The sequence below is a fragment of the Stutzerimonas chloritidismutans genome, from assembly GCF_051486945.1.
Lineage (GTDB): Bacteria > Pseudomonadota > Gammaproteobacteria > Pseudomonadales > Pseudomonadaceae > Stutzerimonas > Stutzerimonas chloritidismutans_B.
Window position 1 is genome coordinate 72,074 of sequence record NZ_JAHVDX010000006.1, and the last position, 15,287, is coordinate 87,360.

The 15,287-nt window shown below is 64.7% G+C and carries 10 protein-coding genes and 2 riboswitches; of the genes, 5 read left to right on the forward strand and 5 right to left on the reverse strand.

What is annotated here, in order from left to right; all coding sequences use genetic code 11:
- The first annotated feature begins 228 nt into the window (after nt 1–228).
- Both KXR72_RS19690 and KXR72_RS19695 read left to right on the forward strand, forming a co-directional pair.
- Nucleotides 229–3,342 carry a response regulator gene (locus tag KXR72_RS19690; RefSeq protein ID WP_437422791.1) on the forward strand — a complete coding sequence of 1,038 codons (3,114 nt, stop codon included), beginning with the start codon at nt 229–231 and terminating at the stop codon, nt 3,340–3,342.
- Between the two features lie 105 nt (nt 3,343–3,447).
- A riboswitch (glycine riboswitch) is annotated at nt 3,448–3,545 on the forward strand.
- Nucleotides 3,546–3,549: 4 nt separating this feature from the next.
- Nucleotides 3,550–3,635: riboswitch (glycine riboswitch) on the forward strand.
- 60 nt (nt 3,636–3,695) lie between these two features.
- Nucleotides 3,696–4,952, forward strand: a complete 1,257-nt coding sequence (locus tag KXR72_RS19695; RefSeq protein WP_437422792.1) for a D-amino acid dehydrogenase — start codon at nt 3,696–3,698, stop codon at nt 4,950–4,952.
- Between the two features lie 118 nt (nt 4,953–5,070).
- Here the strand turns inward: KXR72_RS19695 and KXR72_RS19700 are convergent, their stop codons facing one another.
- The 4 genes from KXR72_RS19700 to KXR72_RS19715 form a co-directional block, all read right to left on the reverse strand.
- The gene (locus tag KXR72_RS19700) at nt 5,071–8,031 is read right to left on the reverse strand and encodes a PAS domain-containing protein (RefSeq protein ID WP_437422793.1); all 2,961 of its coding nucleotides are present in this window, start codon (nt 8,029–8,031) and stop codon (nt 5,071–5,073) included.
- Nucleotides 8,032–8,197: 166 nt separating this feature from the next.
- Nucleotides 8,198–8,539, reverse strand: coding sequence for an FKBP-type peptidyl-prolyl cis-trans isomerase (locus KXR72_RS19705; protein ID WP_437422794.1), 342 nt, complete (start codon nt 8,537–8,539; stop codon nt 8,198–8,200).
- Nucleotides 8,540–8,619: 80 nt separating this feature from the next.
- Nucleotides 8,620–8,946: a GNAT family N-acetyltransferase gene (locus tag KXR72_RS19710; protein ID WP_437422839.1), complete on the reverse strand. Its 327-nt coding sequence runs from the start codon at nt 8,944–8,946 to the stop codon at nt 8,620–8,622.
- On the reverse strand, nt 8,943–9,260 hold the full coding sequence (locus KXR72_RS19715; RefSeq protein WP_437422795.1) for a hypothetical protein: 318 nt from the start codon (nt 9,258–9,260) through the stop codon (nt 8,943–8,945). The genes KXR72_RS19710 and KXR72_RS19715 overlap by 4 nt, the downstream gene beginning before the upstream one ends.
- A 260-nt stretch (nt 9,261–9,520) precedes the next feature.
- Here KXR72_RS19715 and KXR72_RS19720 point away from each other — a divergent pair, with 260 nt between their 5' ends.
- From KXR72_RS19720 to KXR72_RS19730, 3 genes are all read left to right on the forward strand, one after another.
- On the forward strand, nt 9,521–11,650 hold the full coding sequence (locus KXR72_RS19720; RefSeq protein WP_437422796.1) for a 4Fe-4S binding protein: 2,130 nt from the start codon (nt 9,521–9,523) through the stop codon (nt 11,648–11,650).
- 146 nt (nt 11,651–11,796) lie between these two features.
- Nucleotides 11,797–12,984 (forward strand): acetyl-CoA C-acyltransferase family protein, encoded by a 1,188-nt coding sequence (locus tag KXR72_RS19725; RefSeq protein ID WP_437422797.1) that lies wholly within the window; start codon nt 11,797–11,799, stop codon nt 12,982–12,984.
- A gap of 121 nt (nt 12,985–13,105) precedes the next feature.
- Complete coding sequence (locus KXR72_RS19730) at nt 13,106–14,014, forward strand: chemotaxis protein CheV (RefSeq protein WP_437422798.1); 909 nt, start codon at nt 13,106–13,108, stop codon at nt 14,012–14,014.
- 103 nt (nt 14,015–14,117) lie between these two features.
- Here the strand turns inward: KXR72_RS19730 and KXR72_RS19735 are convergent, their stop codons facing one another.
- On the reverse strand, nt 14,118–15,233 hold the full coding sequence (locus KXR72_RS19735; protein WP_437422799.1) for an SMP-30/gluconolactonase/LRE family protein: 1,116 nt from the start codon (nt 15,231–15,233) through the stop codon (nt 14,118–14,120).
- Nucleotides 15,234–15,287: the final 54 nt, after the last annotated feature.

The following is a 15,287-nucleotide window of genomic DNA, read 5'->3' on the forward strand; positions in this document are numbered from 1 at the left end:
TGGCGCCAGGTTGGCCCTTCGATGAAGCGAAGCCCCACCTTGCGGTGGGGCTTTTTCTTTTGCGGCGGGCGGGATTCGCACCAGTCGTCGTACTTGCGCAAGGGTGTTCAGAAACACAATCTTCCGACCCCGCGAATCGCTTAAGCTAGCCGTCGCGTTTTCCCGCCAGCAGTCCGAGGATGCGCACCCTCTACCTTGCGGCCCGGATAAATCAGGCAGGTCTCTATCTTGAATCAGGCAAGGCGGGCCACTCTGGCGCGCTCCGTATCCTTGCGTAGCCGGCTGATCGCGATCGCGGTCGCCGGCATCCTGCCGTTGGCGCTGGTGGCCGGGCTGGGCATGCTGTCGATCGTCAACGAGCAGAAACGGCTGGCCGAGAAACGCAGCCTTGAGACCACACGGCTTGCAGCGACTGCCGTGGAAGTAGAGTTGAGCCGGTCGCTCAACGTGCTCCAGGCGCTGTCCCAATCCCCGCTGCTCGATGAAGGCAACCTCGACAGCTTCGCCGATATGGTCCGTCGCGTACTGCCCTCGCTACCGAGCTGGCACGCCATGCTGATCATTGACCCGGACGGCCGCGTGCTTCGCCGCGTGTCGCTCCATGCCCCCTCCACCTCGCAGGATCTGGCCGAACCAGGCAGCTTTACCAGCCTGCTGGCGAGCCATGAGCCGCAAGTTGGCAGCATGGGGCGCGGGCCGAGCGGCACCTGGGGCATACCGCTGCGGGTGTTGGTCGATGTGGAAGGGGAGACGCGCTACATACTCACCGCCGTGCTCAAGCCTCAATCGATCGCCGACGTGATCAACAACCGCCGGTTACCCACGGGCTGGGTCAACACCGTGCTCGATGCCAACGGCGTGCGCATCGCCCGCTCCCTGCGCCACGAGGAGACTTTAGGTGGTCCGGCGTCGCCCCTGCTGCAGAAGCTGTTACGCGACAACCCGAATGAAGAAGGGATGGGGCTTTCCGCATCGGTGGAAGGGGAAGGGCTTTACACCTCGTTCGTGCGGCTGAAGCCGTCTGGCTGGGTGGTGGCGACCGGCATTCCCACCAGCGTAGTGGAGGCTGGAGCGATGCGGGCTTACACGCTGTACGGCGGCGGCCTGCTGTTATCGCTCATGTTCGCCGTGGCGGCTGCACTGTTCGCGACGCGGCGGATCAATGTGCCGATGCGCCAGCTGCGCCGCGCGGCGCAAGCCATCGGCAGCGGCCGCGCGGTCGAGGCACCGGCAAGCGAGATCGAAGAAATCCAGGAGGTTGGCCAGGCGCTGGCCAACGCAGCGGCGGCCCGGCAGGCCAGTGAGGCGGAGCGCGACAGCATGTTGTCGCGGCTGGAACTGGCTCAGCAGGACCTGACGCAGCAGGTCAGCGACCTTGAGCACTTGCAGGCGCTGAGCAACCGGCTGCTGCAGATGCCCGCGCTCGAAGAACAGTTGCAGGCGATCATCGACACCCTCTGCACCTTGCACGGCGCCGCGCACGGCCTGCTGGCACTGAGCGACGGTACGACGCCGCTGCGCATTCATGCCTCGCGGGGATTCTCCATCGAGTCGCTGGCGCTGATGGACAACGTCTCGCCTGGGCTGGGCGCTTGTGGCGCGGCGGTGCAGAGCGGCACCCGGGTGGTCGTGATCGACACCGAGACTGATCCCTGCTTCCGGGATTTCGTCTCGGTTTCGCGCCGCGAGGGCTTCCGCTCGGTACACAGCACGCCGATCCGACACAGCGATCACCGCGTGCTGGGCACCTTGACCGTGCAACTCCGCGATGCCCGTCCGCCCACCCAGCGGGAAATCCGCCTGGCCGACGTTGCGGCCGGCCTGGCAGCGGTGTTCATCGATCGCGCGCGGGCGCAAAGCAAGGCCGGCATGTTCGAGCAGCGGCTACAGGTCGCGCTGGATTCGTCCACGGTGCCTTTCGCCATCTTGTCGCCGCTCGTTCAGGGCCACCAGGCACCTGACGATTTCCGCCTGGACTTCATCAATCCGACCGGTGCAGCCAGCCTGCACGGCAGCGTGGCCGAACTCACCGGGCAGCATTTGCGCGATGTGCTCGGTCCAGGCGCCAACCCGCAAGCGCTGTCGACCTTGCTGGATGTGTATCGCCTGCAGCAGCCGCGTGACCTGGAAATGCGCAGCACCGCGTTCGGCGGCGAGCGCTGGGTGCGGCTGGTTGCGACACCGTTCGACGAGAGCGTCGCTGTCTGGTTTGCCGACGTCACCGAGGCCAAGCAGCAGGAGCAGGCCATCCGTGAAGCTGGCCGCCGCAAGGATGAATTTCTCGCCACCCTGGCACACGAGCTGCGCAATCCTCTGGCGCCGATTCGCCTGGCGGCGGGGCTGTTCGGCTCGCCGTCCGCCACTGAAGCGCAGAAGCTGCGCAGCCAGCAGATCATCGAACGGCAGGTGCGCCACATGGCCCTGTTGCTCGATGACCTGTTCGATATTTCGCGTATCACGCTGGGCAAGCTGGTGCTGCGCAAGGACTGGCTCGACCTGCGCAGCGTGGTCGAGGCCGCCGTCGAAACCGCTCGTGCGAAGATCGAGGCGAAGCGGCACGCGCTGACGGTGATGCTTCCCCCCGCGCCGGTCATGCTCGAGGCTGACGCGCTGCGGCTGGAGCAGATACTGACGAATCTGCTGAACAATGCGGCGAAGTTCACACCCGACGGCGGCAGCATCAGTGTCACGGTTACGCTGGCAGCGGGGCGGGTACGGGTGACGGTGGCCGACAACGGCCTGGGGGTGGCTCGCGAGCACCTCGGCCTGATTTTCGAACGCTTCGCTCAGGTGCCGGTTAGCGAAGGGCAGGTCAATACGGGGCTTGGTATTGGCCTGGCGCTGGCGCAGGGGCTGGCGAAGTTGCACGAGGCCGACATTCAGGTGACCAGCGAGGGGTTGGGCAAGGGCGCGGCGTTCAGTCTTGAGCTCCCGTTGCCGCCTGTGACTTCGTTCGCCGGGTTGGAACAGGCCGTGGCGGTACCTACTCACGTCAGCAGGTGCGTGCTGGTCGCCGATGACAATCGCGACATTGCCGAAACCATGGCTGAAGTTCTGCGGCTCGAGGGGCACGAAGTGCACCTGGCCCACGATGGCGTGCAGGCCTTGGAGCGCTACCGTGAGCTCAAACCGGACGTGGTGCTGCTGGACATCGGCATGCCGGGCCTGCGAGGCGACGAGGTGGCGCGGGCCATCCGCGAGCAGGATGCCGAGGTTCGCTTGCTGGCGATCACCGGCTGGGGCCAGCCTAGCGACAAAGAGCGCGCTTTGTCGGCAGGCTTCGACGAGCACATGACCAAACCGGTCGACATCGCGTTATTGATCGAGGCGGTAGGGCGCTGAGCACCGTTGATCGTGGCCGTCCACGACATACTGCTGGCGTAAACGGGGACCTTTCTGGCAGGCTGCCTGCCTAAGCGAAAGCTGCTGTCACCTGCTGACGGCACAGGCGTGACATCGGGAGAGACCGCGACGGCCAGGCCGTTCGTGGCGCCGAAGGAGCAACCGCCCCGGAAACTCTCAGGCAAAAGGACCGGTGTCGCGGGTGAACTCTGAAGAGCGTAGGGCCGTCGTCGCCCGTCGCACCGAAGGAGCAAGCGAGCCCTGCTCGTGAATCTCTCAGGTCCAGGACAGAGGGGGCGCCTGATCCGCATGTTGCGGACGGGCTAAACCCTTGACGTCTTGGAGCTGCACCCATGAAGCATATTGCCGTCATCGGTGGTGGAATCACCGGCATTACCACCTCTTACGCGCTGGCCAAACGCGGATTCGCTGTCACGCTGTTCGAAAAGCATCGCTACGCGGCGATGGAAACTTCTTTCGCCAACGGCGGCCAGTTGTCGGCCTCCAATGCCGAGGTATGGACGCACTGGTCGACCATTCTCAAGGGGCTCAAGTGGATGCTCCGCAGCGATGCGCCGCTGTTGGTCAATCCCAAGCCAAGCTGGCACAAGCTGTCCTGGTTTTCCGAGTTCATCGGCGCCATCCCTCAGTACCGGCAGAACACGGTCGAAACCGCCCGCCTGGCCATTGCGGCGCGCGAACATCTGTTTGCGTGGGCTGAGGAGGAGGGCATTGATTTCGACCTGAAGAAGGCTGGAATCCTGCACATCTACCGCGACAAGGCCGGCTTCGAGCACGCCGGCCAGGTGTCCCGGCTGCTTGCCGAAGGCGGCCTGCCTCGCCGCAGCGTGACGCCAGAGGAAATGCGCGCCATCGAACCGACCCTGGCCGGGCACTACTACGGCGGCTACTACACCGAATGCGACTCGACGGGTGACATCCACAAGTTCACCCATGGCCTGGCGGAGGCTGCGATCCGGCTCGGTGTCGATTGTCGCTACGGTCAGGACGTGGTGAAGGTGGATACCGATGGCCACGGCGCCGGCGTGACCCTCGCGTCGGCCCATGGCGAAGAGCGGCTGGCTTTCGATGGCATCGTGATCTGTGCAGGCACGGCCAGCCGGGCGCTAGCCGCACAACTGGGGGATCGGGTGAACATCTACCCGGTGAAGGGCTATTCCATCACCGTCAACCTGCAGGACGAGGCCAGTCGCGCTGCCGCGCCCACCGTTAGCCTGCTCGACGACGAAACCAAGCTGGTCACCAGCCGTCTTGGCGACGACCGCCTGCGGGTGGCGGGAACTGCCGAATTCAATGGCTACAACCGCGACATCCGCGCAGACCGGATTCGGCCCCTGGTGGATTGGGTCGCCGAGTGCTTCCCCGGCGTAAGCACCCGCAGTGTGGTGCCCTGGGCTGGCTTGCGACCGATGATGCCGAACATGATGCCGAAGGTCGGGCGCGGCCGTTCACCTTGCGTGTTCTACAACACCGGCCATGGGCATCTGGGCTGGACGCTGTGCGCCATCACGGCGGATATGATCGGTTCGGTGGTCGGCGAGGCGATGGGCGAGTCAATGAGCGTCGTTGCAGGGCCGGCCCACGCCTGATCGTCCGCGCTGTAGGTTGCGGGGTTGCGCCGCGACCTACAGGCGTTTCGCGCATTTGCACCTCTCCCTCGCCCCTATCTCTAGGGGTGAGGAGATGGGGCGGTGCCGGGCTTCAGACTCAGGCGCCGTTGCCGTCGATCAGGGCGGCGATGGCCTGCAGCAAGGCGGCCTGGGTAAAGGGTTTGGCCAGCAGAGGCAGATTTTCCGCGGCCGTGCCAGGTGCGATGGCGGCATAGCCGCTAACCAGCAACACCGGCATCGCCGGGTGCCGCTCACGCACTTCCAGGGCCAGTTGCGCGCCGGTCATTCGCGGCATGGCGTGGTCAGTGACGAGCAGGTCGAATGACGCCTCTGCGAGCCGTTCGAGCGCCTGTGCAGCGGATTGAGCGGTGGTGACCCGATGGCCCTGGTCGCGCAGCATCTCGGCAGTGTTGGCGAGCACCAGTGCATCGTCGTCCACGGCCAGGATATTGAGCAGCGCCGTGTCGCTGCGAGGTGCGGGGCTATCCATAAGGGGCGATTCGATCAGGGCGTCGTGCATGGCCGGTAGCCAGATCTGGGCCGTCGTGCCGACCCCCGGTTCGCTGCGCAGCACCAGCTTGCCGCCAGACTGTTCGGCGAAGCCATGAACGATCGATAACCCGAGACCGGTGCCCCGGCCGACGCCCTTGGTGGTGTAGAACGGCTCGGTGGCGCGCTTGAGCGTGACGGCGTCCATGCCTTCGCCTTCGTCGGAGACGGCCAGGCACAGATAGGTGCCGGGCTTCAGGCCGTATCGGCCATCGATCCGCTCGCTGTGCGCGCTGATGATCACGCGCCCCTGGCCGCCAATCGCATCGCGCGCATTCAGCACCAGATTGAGCAAGGCGGTCTGCAGTTGGTTGGGGTCCGCCTCGATCATCGGCAGGCGCGACTCGACCTGCGCCTCAATGGCTACGGTGGGGTCGAGCGAGCGGGCGAGCAGTTCAGTCATCTCCTCGATCAAGGCCCGCGGCTGGATGGGTTCGGCAAGTAGGTCCTGCTTGCGGGCGAAAGCAAGCATGCGGCGCGTCAGCGATGCGCCTCGGTCGGCGCCGATACGTGCGTTGTCGATCAGGCGTAGCAGTGGGGAGCCGTCCGGCACCCGTTTGCGCAACAGCTCCAGATTGCCGAGCACGGCGGTCAGCAGGTTATTGAAATCATGCGCGATGCCGCCGGTGAGGTTGCCCAGGGCTTCTATTTTTTGGGCCTGTTGAAGCGCTTGCTCGGCCTCTACCCGCGCAGTGCTGTCCACCGCTTCGGGGACGATCCCGACCACCAGCCCATCCTCGTCGAGCACCGGGCGGATCGAGAAATCGAACGAGTGGGTACCGCCTGGCAAGTGCAGCTGCATGTCGAGGTTGTCGCTGCCGCCCATGGCCGCGGTCATCACGCAGCGCTGCAGGGTCGCCTGCATGCCGGGCGTGGCGCTGAACCATGGCGCTTCCCAGAAGGGCAGGCCGATCACGTCATCAGGTACCGCGCCGGCGCCGGCCAGGGAGGTTGGGTTCGCATAGACGATGCGGCCGTCGCTGCCCAACAGCCACTGGTACAGGTGCGAACTGGCGGCGACGGTCCGGATCTGCGCTTCGCTCTGGGCGAGCGCGGCGGTCCGCTCGGCTACCTGACGTTCCAATTCGCGGCGAAAGCGTTGTTCGGCCAAGCGTACCTCCGCCTCCGAGCGCACCCTCTCGATGTGCGCCCAGGAGCGCTCGGTAACTTCGGTCAGCAGGGCCAACTCTTCGGCCTTCCATACCCGTGGCAGCTGGTCGTGCACAGCCATCAGTGCGGTCAAGCGGCCTTCTTTGGTCAACGGCATGCAGACGGTCGCGGCCAGGCCGAGGGACTGAAAGGTCGCGGCTTCGTGAGGCGGTAGCTGACGTGCGGTGTCGTTGAGCACCAGCGGTCGCCCAGCCTGTAGATTGGCGACAGCAAGCCTGCCGAAGTCGGCGAGGCGATAGTGCCCGACGATGTCTTGCGCGCAGGGTGCGGCCCAGTTTCCGCGAATGGTGAATCCGTCCTGGTCGGCGTCCATGTCGGCATAGGCGCAGACCGAAACGTTCATGTGCTCGCCCAGCTTTTGGGTGGTGATAGCCAGCACGGTATCGGCATCGGTGCTGGCGGCCGTGGCCTTGCCCAGCGCATAAAGAAATTGCATGCGGCGCTCGGCCAGCGCTCGCTGGGTAACGTCGTGGCCTTCCATGAAGATGCCGCTGACGCTTCCGTCGCGGCCGATGACCGGCTGGAAGACGAAGTCCAGGATGAAGCTTTCCTCGGCTTCGCCAGCGGTGTGCTGGATCGTCAGTTCGACCGAGTTGCCGACATAGGCGACTCCCGTCCGATAGACCTCATCGAGCAGCTCGATGAAACCCTGGCGGGCGATTTCCGGCAGGGCTTCACGTACCGACCGGCCAATCAGGTCCCGGTTGCCGACCAGGTTGGCATACGCCGGGTTGGCCATCTCATAGCGGTGTTCAGGGCCACCGAGCATCGCCATAATGCCCGGCGCCTGCTCGAACAGGTGGGTGAGCCGGTCCTTCTCGGCGAGCAGATGCCGCTCGGCCCTGACGCGTTCGCTGGTCTCCACGACGAAGGCGATGACGCCCGCCGGCCGCCCGGTCTCGTCCAGCACGGGCGAGTAGTCGAGGTTCATCCACACCTGTTCCGGACGGCCGTTGCGGTGCAGCGTGAGCTCCTGATCTTTGTAGGCGAGCGTGCCGCCAGCCAGGCAGACGCGCATGACGTTGTCGTTGAAGTCGGCGACTTCGGGCCAGCCCAGGCGCACCTCTGAGCCCAGAAGGCGTGGATGCCGGCCGGCGGCGAACACCGAATAGGCGTCGTTGTAGAGCATGATGCCTTTCTCGCCCCAGAGCAGCACGATGGGCACCGGCGACAGGAGCAACATGGCGGTGACGGTCTTGAGGCTTTGCGGCCACTGGTCCGGCGGGCCCAGTTCGGTTTGCGACCAATCATGCGCGCGTATCAGCTCACCCAGTTCGCCTCCCCTGGAAAAGGCGGCGGGGCTGAGCACTTCATGCGCGGCACTCGGCTGTGTGGTCATCTAGAAATCATTCCGGCTGGGTTGTGCGTTGCTGGCAATTGGTCGCCAGTCTATGCCGTCCCGCGTGATGCCGGGGCGAAACAGCTGAGGAAGGCCCATGAAGCGGTTGGATCACCGCCATGGCACAAAGTTGGATGGGGCGACGCAGGCTGTGCGCGCCGTCACGTCAGTCGTCGCGGGTGAGCACTTCGAGCAGTTCGATTTCGAAGATCAGGTTCGCGTTCGGCTCGATGCGGTCACCGATTCGGCGCTCGCCATAGGCCAGGTGCGCCGGCACGAAGAGCTTGCGTCTGCCGCCGACCTTCATTCCCATCAGGCCGATGTCCCAACCTTTTATGACGCGCCCTGTACCGATCACGCACTGAAAGGGTTTGCCGCGCTCGTAGGACGAGTCGAACACGGTGCCGTCCTCCAGCTGGCCGCGGTACTGGGTGGTGATCAAGGCGCCTTTGACAACGGCCTTGCCGTCGCCGAGCTGGAGGTCCTCGATGTGCAAGTCGTCATGCATGAAGCGATTCTTCAATAGGGGTGGCCCGGGCAGCATGCGCCGCGCCGATCGATGGGCCGCCCATGATACGCGAGCGATGATCAGTGCGCGTCGAGCTGGTCGTCCCAGTCGTGGTGCTTTTTCACGTAGGCGGCAATGAATTCGCAAATCGGTACGATGCGCTTGCCTTCGGTCCGCGTGTCGTCCAGGGCGCCGCGCACGAGGGTGCTGCCCATGCCTTTGCCTTCTAGGCTGGGGTCTACCTCGGTATGGGTGAACAGCCGTCGCTCGCCCTCGTCGCGGTAGGCGGCGAGGCCCAATGGCTGGCCATTGACCTCGAGTACGTAGCGTTGTTGCTGGCTGTCGTGGCGTACGGTTGCGGTCATACAGGTCTCCTCAGGCCGCGTGCTTGGCGGCGGTGATTTCAGGTGTCGAGCGAATCGACCCGTGCCTTGCCCATCTCGATCCCGCGGGCGAGGGCTTCGTCATAGCTGGGGTAATGGCGGCTGTGATCGGCCTCGACCGGGGCCACGATTTCCAGATCCCTGACAATTTCGGCACCCACTGCCCAGAGGGTTTCGCCAAAGGTTTCGTACTCATAGCCGGTGAGGTGAACGATCACGTCGTACCCCTTGTAGACCAGCCGATGGCTATGCGGGATCTGGTGATTGCTGCCGGCGGGAATGTGCGCCGGCGCGTCGAAGTAGGGCTGTTCGGCGTCCGGTTTGACTGCCTTGCTCATCAATGGGCCTCCCGATGGTTGTCGTGCGGCGCTGCTGCCTGGCTGATCCAGCAGGCCACTAGCTTGGGCCCGGCATCGGCCTGCATCGTTCCATCGGTGCGGCACCGTCCAGCGCGTGCAGCGACCCTAGACCGAAGTAGTGGCCGTTCAGATCGCAAGTCGCATGGTGCGCGCCGGGCCTCTGCTTAGCATGGAGGGAGCGTGGCGGGGCCCGGTGTCGGTTCGGCCCGCTTCATTCTCGACTGCCCGCGGGAGGTTCGATGATTCCTTGCGCCCGCCTGGTGATGCAGGTGCTGCTCCTGGTTGCGCTGTTGGCCAGCCCGGCGGCGTTTGCCGAGGCGCTCGAGCCGCAAATCCAGGCGCTGTTTCCCAAGGCGACACGCATCGAACCCAAGCAGGACGAGCCGCCCGTTCATGCCGTCTACCAGCTCGATGAGCTGCTGGGGTACGCGTTCGAATCGACGGACTACTCCAACCTTCAGGGTTTTTCCGGCAAACCGATCCGCTTGCTGATCGGCCTGGATACCGCCGGTGTGCTGGCCGGCGTACGGGTACTGGAACACCACGAGCCGGTATTTCTGCATGGGCTGGGCGAGCAGTCGCTGTTCGACTTCGTCGATCAGTACCGGCAGAAGTCCATCGGCGCGCCCATCGTGGTCGGTGGCGAACAGGGCGCGGCGGGCGAGGGCGGTTCGGTGACCCGCATCGACGGGGTGAGCAAGGCGACCGTGTCGGTGGTGATCCTTAACGAGACGGTGCTGCTCTCGGCCCTGAGCGTGGCGCGCAAGCTGCTGGAAGGTTTCGCCAGCGGCCCGTTGGCAACCGCGCGCGCAGACATCTACGAGCCACTTGACTGGGCCGCGCTGCTCGATCGCGGTTACGTGCAGCGTTGGACGATCAACCGCGAGGCGGTCGAGCAAGCCATCGGCCAGCCGCTCGAAGGCTTCCAGAATCTTGAGGCGGACAGCGACGAGGCGGTCTTCAGTGACATCCATTTCGCCTACCTGAACGCCCCCAGCATCGGTCGCAACCTGCTGGGCGACGCCGGTTTTGCCCGGCTCGGCGAAGAATTGAAAGACGGCGAGCAGGCGCTGCTGGTGCTTTCTTCGGGCCTGTACCGCCATGTACCGGATGACTTCGTTCCGGCGACCGCGCCCAGCCGGTTGGTGCTGGTGCAGAACGATCATGCCATCGAGCTGCATGACATGAATTTCAACAGCGGCGCCGTTAGGGCGCTGCTCGACGCGCCGCTCGGAGAAGACGTCGTGGCGAACGTATTCAGGATCAAGGCACACAATGCATTCAACCCCGCGGCGCCAGCCGGCCTGCAGCTGAACGTCGACCTGCAGCGCAACCACCTGGTGCACAGCAATGCCGCGTTTATCCGGCACTTCCAGCTCGACCCCGACCTGTTCGAGGTCCAGGCGGCTCCGGTCGACGCCGAACCGACGCCCATCTGGCTGCGCATGTGGCAGGAACGATGGTGGCAGGTGGTGCTGGTCGTGCTGGCCCTGGCGGCGCTGACCTGGACGTTTATTCGCCAGCACCGGATTAGCCGGCACAGCCGCGGCTTTCATCTGTTTCGCGCCGCGTTCCTGGTGTTCACGCTGGTGTTCATCGGGCTTTATGCGCAGGGGCAGCTGTCGGTGGTGAACATTTTCACGCTGCTGCTGGCGCTCTGGCACGGCTTCGACATCCGGGTGTTCCTCATGGACCCGGTGATCTTCATTCTCTGGAGCTTCACATTCGTCAGCCTGTTTCTCTGGGGGCGTGGGCTGTTCTGTGGCTGGCTGTGCCCGTTCGGCGCGCTGCAGGAGATGCTCGGTTGGGGCGCCAAGCGCCTGCGCATTCGACAATGGAAGATTCCGGATCGCCTGCACCAACGGCTGCAATGGCTCAAATACCTGATTCTGGTTGCGCTGGTGCCGCTGGCCTTCCATTCACTGACCCTGGCCGAGCGGCTGGCCGAGGTGGAGCCATTCAAGACCAGCATCACGCTGTTTTTCGTGCGCGCCTGGCCCTTCGTGCTTTATGCCGTTGTGCTGCTCGGACTCGGGCTATTTGTGCACAAGTTTTATTGCCGCTATGTCTGCCCGCTGGGCGCCGGCTTGGCGATTCTAGGACGGTTGCGGCTGTTCTCCTGGCTGACGCGCATCGACGCCTGCGGGCGACCGTGTCAGCACTGCAAGAACAGCTGCGAGATCGGGGCGATCAAGCGCGACGGGCGCATCGACTATGACGAATGCATCCAATGCCTGGAGTGCATCGTCATGCTCAACAACGACGATCAGTGCGTAGCCCGCATCAGCGCGCGCAAGAAGGCCAGCAAGGGGCGCGACGCTGATCTCATCGCCACCGATGCAACCGTCGTGCGGCCAGCGCTGCACTGAGCCGGTTGCGCATGACTGCGCGGTTCTGCGAATTCACACAGGCGCTGTGCATGGGCGCCTCTTGTCGCCTCGGCCTGAGCCGTTAGGATCGGTGAGTCGCTGGCCGTCAGGCTGGATGCGGCTCCAATCTGAACGGAAGGCATCTCATGGCTGAACGCGAAATCCACATCGTCGGCGCGGTACGCACGCCGATTGGCTCCTTCGGCGGCGCGCTGAAGGACGTCGACCTGATCTCCCTCGCTACGACGGCATGCCGGGGCCTGCTGGAACGCTCGAGCACGCCGGCCGATGCTGTCGGGCATGTCGTGATGGGCAACGTCATCCCCACCGAACCGCGCGACGGGTACCTGGCGCGCGTTGCGGCAGTGGACGCCGGGATACCGCTGGAGACGCCCGCGTTCAACGTCAACCGGCTCTGTGGCTCCGGCTTGCAGGCGGTGATCAGCGCGGCGCAGTCAATCCTCCTCGGCGACGCAGACCTGGCCATCGGCGGCGGGGCGGAGAGCATGAGCCGCGGGCCGTTCATCCTGCCGAACCTGCGCTGGGGTGCGCGCTTGGGCGACGCGCAGGCGATCGACTACATGAACACGCTGCTGCATGACCCTTGGGGCAAGTTCCACATGGGCGTGACCGCGGAAAACGTCGCCGAGCGCTACGGCATCAGTCGTGAGCGGCAGGATGAACTGGCGCTGGAGAGCCAGCAACGCGCCAGCCGGGCCGTGGCCAACGGCTATTTCCGCGAGCAGATCGTTCCGGTCGCGGTGCCGACCCGCAAGGGAATAATTCAATTCGATACCGATGAGCACATCCGCGCAGACATGACCGCCGAGCGCCTAGCCGCGCTCAAACCGGTATTCAAGAAGGACAACGGCACCGTGACCGCAGGCAATGCGTCCGGGCTCAACGACGGTGCCGCGGCGTTGATGCTGGCGGAGGCCGGGCGGGCCCGCGCGCTGGGGCTTCAATCACTGGCGCGGCTCGTGGGCTACGCGCATGCGGGCGTCGATCCGGCTTACATGGGCATCGGGCCGGTGCCGGCGGTGCGCAAGGTGCTAGAACGCACCGGGCTTGAGCTGGCGCAGATGGATGTCATCGAGGCAAACGAGGCCTTCGCCGCCCAGGCCTGCGCCGTGATGCAGGAACTGGGCATGGACCCGGCGCGCGTCAATCCCAACGGTTCGGGCATCTCGCTCGGCCATCCGGTGGGCGCGACCGGCGCGATCATTGCCGTCAAGGCCGTGCACGAGCTGCGCCGCACGGGTGGGCGCTACGCGCTGGTGACCATGTGCATAGGCGGCGGGCAAGGTATCGCGGCGATCTTCGAGCGCGTCTGAGGCGAGCGAGGGGCGGCTCATCGGGCAGCGAAACTCTTCGCTGAAGATTTCGCCCCGCCTGCCGACAAGCCGGGAGCGAGGTGACCTCTCGACACGAGCCCGGCTTTTCACAGGACGACCCATGAGCAACGTATCCGCCACCGACTCCTTATCGCTTCTGCTTTTCACGCTGCGCAGCGGCAAGCAGATGGCGATCAACCTGTTGAAAGTTAGCGAAATCATTCCGACCCCGTCGCTGACCCGGTTGCCCGAGTCGCACCCGCACGTCCGTGGAGTGGCCACTCTGCGCGGTCAGCCGCTGTCGGTGATCGACCTCAGCCTGGCCATCGGCATGGCGCCGCTGCCGGACCCCAAGGGTGGCTGCCTGATCGTCACCGAGATCAGCCGCTCCAAGCAGGGGCTGCACGTGCAGTCCGTGGTGCGGATCGTTCATATCCGCTCGTCGAAGATCCTGCCGCCACCCTACGGTGCGCGCAGCAGCTCGTTCATCACCGGCACGGCTGAGGTCGACGGCGAGCTGATCCAGATCCTCGACGTTGAAAAGGTCATTCACAACATCGCGCCGGCACCGATCGATGCGGATATTTCGGAACTCGACATCCAGGACGCTCAGCTCCTCACCGAAACACGCGCGTTGGTGGTGGATGACAGCCAGGTCGCGATCCACATGTCGGTGTCCGCGCTGACCAAGATGGGCGTGACCTGTCACGCCGTGCGCAGCGCGCGGGAAGCCTTCGATAAGTTGGACAGCCTCAAGGGCAGCCACGACGCGATCAACATGGTGGTCTCGGATATCGAGATGCCGGAGATGGACGGTTATTCCTTCACCCAGGCGCTACGCAAACATCCCGACCATGGGTCGATCTACGTGCTGCTGCATACCTCGCTGGACAGCACCATCAGCACCGACAAGGCCAAGGCTGCCGGTGCCAATGACATCCTGACCAAGTTTTCTCCGCCGGAAATGGCCAAGTGCATGCTGCGCGCCGCCCGGGTGATCCATCTCGGCGAGGATGCTTCGGTCGCCTGAGCGAGCGGGCATCCGGGCAGCGTGTCCGCCCCGTAGGGGCGTGCATGCTCGCGACTGCTTCTGGCCCACGTCGCCCGTTACAGGTAACCGAGTGCAGCGGCAATCAACTGGCGCGTTTGCCGAAGCTCGCGTCGCGTGTGTTGACGTATAGCGCATATACCGAGTGGCAGCTTGCCATGAACAGTCGGTTGCCTTTGGCGCCGCCGAAGCAGAGGTTGGCGCATCGCTCGGGCAAGCGGATTTTGCCGATGGCCTTGCCTTGCGGATTGAAGACCATCACGCCATCCAGGTCCGCCGGGTTGGCTTCTGGTGCGCCCGAGCTGCCCCAGCCGCACCAAAGGTTGCCGTCTTCGTCGCACTTGATGCCGTCGAGCGCACCGTTGGGCATCGCCTCGATGTGCTTGCGCCGTTCGCCCAGGGTGCCGTCATCATTGACCGTGTAGGCCCAGACCAAGCGGTTCGGCTTGGCGCGTCCTTCGACGACGTACAAGGTTTTCTGATCCGGCGAGAAGCACAGCCCGTTCGGGCCGGCGATCTGGTCGATCACGCGGGTCAGTTCACCCGTCTCACCATCGATCCGGTAGACGCCGTCAGGCAATTCGGTCTCGATCTTGTGGCCCTCGTAGTAGTTGCTCGTCTGGAAGGGCGGGTCGGTGAACCAGATGGAGCCGTCCTGGCGCACGGCCAGGTCGTTGGGCGAATTGAAGCGCTTACCCTCGAAGGTATCGGCCAGCACGGTGATGCTGCCGTCGGGCTCGGTGCGTGTCACGCGGCGGCCGATGCCGTTGGTGGTGGAGCCTTCGCACACCAGCAAGCGGCCCTGCAGGTCACGGGCCAGGCCGTTGGAATGGTTGGAGTGCTCGCGGTAGACGTCGAACGAGCCAGTCATTTCGTCCCAGCGCATGATGCGATTTTCCGGAATGTCACTGAGCAGCAGGTAGCGACCGTCACCGACCCAGACCGGACCTTCGGCCCAACGCATCCCCGTGGCCAGGCGCTCGACGCTTGCGTTGAACAGCCGGTACTTGGCGAAGCTCTCGTCGAGTATCTCGACGAGTTCGTCAGGGTAGCGCTGGGTTAAGGGTTCGGCATGGGTGAGTCGGGGCAGGCCCAGCGCGCCCAGGGAGGCGACGCCGGCTGAAACCATGAGTGATTTTTTCAGGAAGTCGCGGCGTGGCGTGCTGGCGTTGGGCGTGGTGTCGGTCGTTGGAATGGTCATGTGGTGCGTCCTATCGATCTTTTTATTCGCATAGGGAAGCCGTCTCTGCGCTGG

Excerpts from the sequence above, each read along its gene's own strand:
- KXR72_RS19720 (WP_437422796.1), top strand. The coding sequence starts at position 9,521 with ATGATTCCTTGCGCCCGCCTGGTGATGCAGGTGCTGCTCCTGGTTGCG.
- KXR72_RS19730 (WP_437422798.1), top strand. The coding sequence starts at position 13,106 with ATGAGCAACGTATCCGCCACCGACTCCTTATCGCTTCTGCTTTTCACG.
- KXR72_RS19700 (WP_437422793.1), bottom strand. The coding sequence starts at position 8,031 with ATGACCACACAGCCGAGTGCCGCGCATGAAGTGCTCAGCCCCGCCGCC.
- KXR72_RS19695 (WP_437422792.1), top strand. The coding sequence starts at position 3,696 with ATGAAGCATATTGCCGTCATCGGTGGTGGAATCACCGGCATTACCACC.
- KXR72_RS19735 (WP_437422799.1), bottom strand. The coding sequence starts at position 15,233 with ATGACCATTCCAACGACCGACACCACGCCCAACGCCAGCACGCCACGC.
- KXR72_RS19705 (WP_437422794.1), bottom strand. The coding sequence starts at position 8,539 with ATGCATGACGACTTGCACATCGAGGACCTCCAGCTCGGCGACGGCAAG.
- KXR72_RS19715 (WP_437422795.1), bottom strand. The coding sequence starts at position 9,260 with ATGAGCAAGGCAGTCAAACCGGACGCCGAACAGCCCTACTTCGACGCG.
- KXR72_RS19725 (WP_437422797.1), top strand. The coding sequence starts at position 11,797 with ATGGCTGAACGCGAAATCCACATCGTCGGCGCGGTACGCACGCCGATT.